This window comes from Nostoc sp. CALU 546, assembly GCF_048836525.1.
Genome location: NZ_JAWJTF010000319.1, coordinates 1 through 2260, shown reverse-complemented (window position 1 = coordinate 2260; position 2260 = coordinate 1). Strand labels below are relative to the sequence as shown.

The window sequence follows — 2260 nt, the reverse complement described above, 5'->3', positions numbered from 1 at the left end:
AAATCTATATGTATCAAGATTTTTGTGAAATGGTATAACCTATGTGACTACGGCTATATATAAAAGTTTTGAGGCAGACTGCTCCCGTGTACTCGAAGACCGTTCCTGGGAACTCGAAGACTGCTCCCGTGTACTCGAAGACCGTTCCTGGGAACTTGAAGACCGTTCCTGGGAACTCGAAGACTGCTCCTGGGAACTTGAAGACCGCTCCTGGGAACTCGAAGACCGCTCCTGGGAACTCGAAGACCGTTCCTGGGAACTCGAAGACCGCTCCCGTGTACTCGAAGACTGCTCCTGGGAACTCGAAGACCGCTCCCGTGAACCGGATGTTAACACTATCTTAACTGTCTCAAAAATTTGCTTAACTGTCTTAACTGTCCTTGCATCTTTGATGGCGAGTGCTAGATAATGCAAGCACAGTTTTTAAAAAAGCTGTAAATCCTGAGTTAATCAATATATTTATCTAAAAAAGGCAGAAAAATGGATCTTGATAATTTAGCTCAAATTTCCAAACGAGATTTAGAAATCATTCAACTACATCAATTTCAACAACCCATCTACTGTTGCAATGTCACTGCAATTGCTTATGCCTTTACCGCATTGGGATATCTGACAACTGTTGATGAGATTTTCTATGCAACTCAACTACCCATCGCATCGGTTTTAGATGATGGGATGACGTTAGCAGAAACCTACGATACCTGTCGAACTTACCTTGAAAAAAAAGAAATACCTCTATCGATTCGGATAGAGCATTTTGATAAACCGAGTATGACGCTCGAAGCATTCATCCGTGAAGTTGAAGCCGCCGTTTGTGATGAAAATGACGTCCACATTCTTAACTTCAATACCCGTATTGCCCATGAAAATCCAAGTTTAGAAGGTGGTCACTTCTCCTTATTGGCAGACTATGACCCGAAAACTCAAGAAATAACCATTGCAGATACAAATCCTAAACGATATACCCGGTTTTGGAAATGCCCAATTCAACGTATATATGCCGCTTGCGTAGATAAAGATTCCTCATCAAATCGCTCTCGTGGCATGATCGTGCTTCGCAGGCAAGAGAAAGCCAATTTAGCAGCTAACGGAGTGGTTCACCCATCAGAAATCGCCTTGAACGCTCTCCATTCTGAATAATTAGTTAGTATCACAGCAAACTATTTTTAAAATAACTTCTGAAAGATAACTAACAAATGTTGATGATCAATATAGCGGTTCTCGAATGGAAGTAATACAGTTTAACCTCTCTCCTAAAAGGCTACGGTGTACACACAAGTTATCAAATTACCCCACCCTAACCCTCCCCTTGTAAAGGGGAGGGAACTAGATTTCTTTTTCCCCCCAATGCATCGGGGGGATTAAGGGGGTAATTTAATTTGTGTGTACACCGTAGCCTTGGAAAGGGGAGAGAAAGAGATAGTTAGTAGCGTGTTGTGAAAGTGCGATCGCAGTTTAGCAAATCCAATTGCTGCGCCGCATCACTGGCGATCGCTAATTGACAGTCTAGACAATTTCTCTGATGATTTTATGACTAATTGCGATCGCTCACTCATCGACACCAGAGAGAGTTTGTAAATGCGATACCTGCTTGATGGTTGAGTAGCTGTAAAAGGCGATCGCACTTCGCTTAAAACTATAGATCCTGCATCCCCTTATACCAATTGACCAAAATCAGGCTACAGATGCAAGTTAAATCTAACTCTCTTAAATTACGAATTACTTCCACCATCGCGCCACATCCACAATTGCACGAGCAATTTCTAATATTGCTGCTTCACCACCTAATGCAAAGATAACTGGAAACCATGCTTTGATATCTTGCAGCAAATTAGGACGAGTGCGAAGGGATAGTTCATGAAGCGAATCTTGCCAAAGTGAAAAAAGTTCGGCAGCTGGTGTTTGTGATGAACTGTCAGCTAAGGCACTCAAGGTATTGGCACGATAAGACTCATCCTGAATCGCCCTTGCTGCTGTTAAGGCTTCTAAAAATAACTCTGGTGGTAGATTCTTAGCTAAGGCACTCAAGGCGTTGGCACGAGAAGACTCATTCTGAATCGCCCTAGCAGCAGCAAGCGCTTCTGAAAATAACTCTGGTGGTAGATTCTTAGCTAAGGCAGTCAAGGCGTTGGCACGAGAAGACTCATTCTGAATCGCCCTGACAGCAGCAAGCGCTTCTGGCAATAATTCTGGTGGCAATTTCTGTGCTAAGGCAGCCAAGGTGTAGCCACGAGAAAACTCATCCTGAATCGCTTTGGCA

Annotated in this window: 3 protein-coding genes and 1 pseudogene; 2 read left to right on the top strand and 2 right to left on the bottom strand. The window is 43.2% G+C overall.

Going from position 1 to position 2260, the window contains the following annotated elements:
• Window positions 1-43 precede the first annotated feature (43 nt).
• Both RRG12_RS43240 and RRG12_RS43235 read left to right on the top strand, forming a co-directional pair.
• Window positions 44-409 (top strand): hypothetical protein, encoded by a 366-nt coding sequence (locus tag RRG12_RS43240; protein WP_420763293.1) that lies wholly within the window; start codon window positions 44-46, stop codon window positions 407-409.
• A 71-nt stretch (window positions 410-480) separates the two neighbouring features.
• The gene (locus tag RRG12_RS43235; RefSeq protein WP_069068670.1) at window positions 481-1140 is read left to right on the top strand and encodes a phytochelatin synthase family protein; all 660 of its coding nucleotides are present in this window, start codon (window positions 481-483) and stop codon (window positions 1138-1140) included.
• 341 nt (window positions 1141-1481) lie between these two features.
• Here the strand turns inward: RRG12_RS43235 and RRG12_RS43230 are convergent, their stop codons facing one another.
• Together RRG12_RS43230 and RRG12_RS43225 are read right to left on the bottom strand one after the other, a co-directional pair.
• Complete coding sequence (locus tag RRG12_RS43230) at window positions 1482-1625, bottom strand: hypothetical protein (protein ID WP_420763292.1); 144 nt, start codon at window positions 1623-1625, stop codon at window positions 1482-1484.
• A 94-nt stretch (window positions 1626-1719) separates the two neighbouring features.
• A pseudogene (locus tag RRG12_RS43225) lies at window positions 1720-2260 on the bottom strand (hypothetical protein); the annotation flags it as partial.

What these genes read in the sequence shown, in the direction of transcription:
- RRG12_RS43235 (WP_069068670.1), top strand. Translation starts at nt 481, where the DNA reads ATGGATCTTGATAATTTAGCTCAAATTTCCAAACGAGATTTAGAAATC.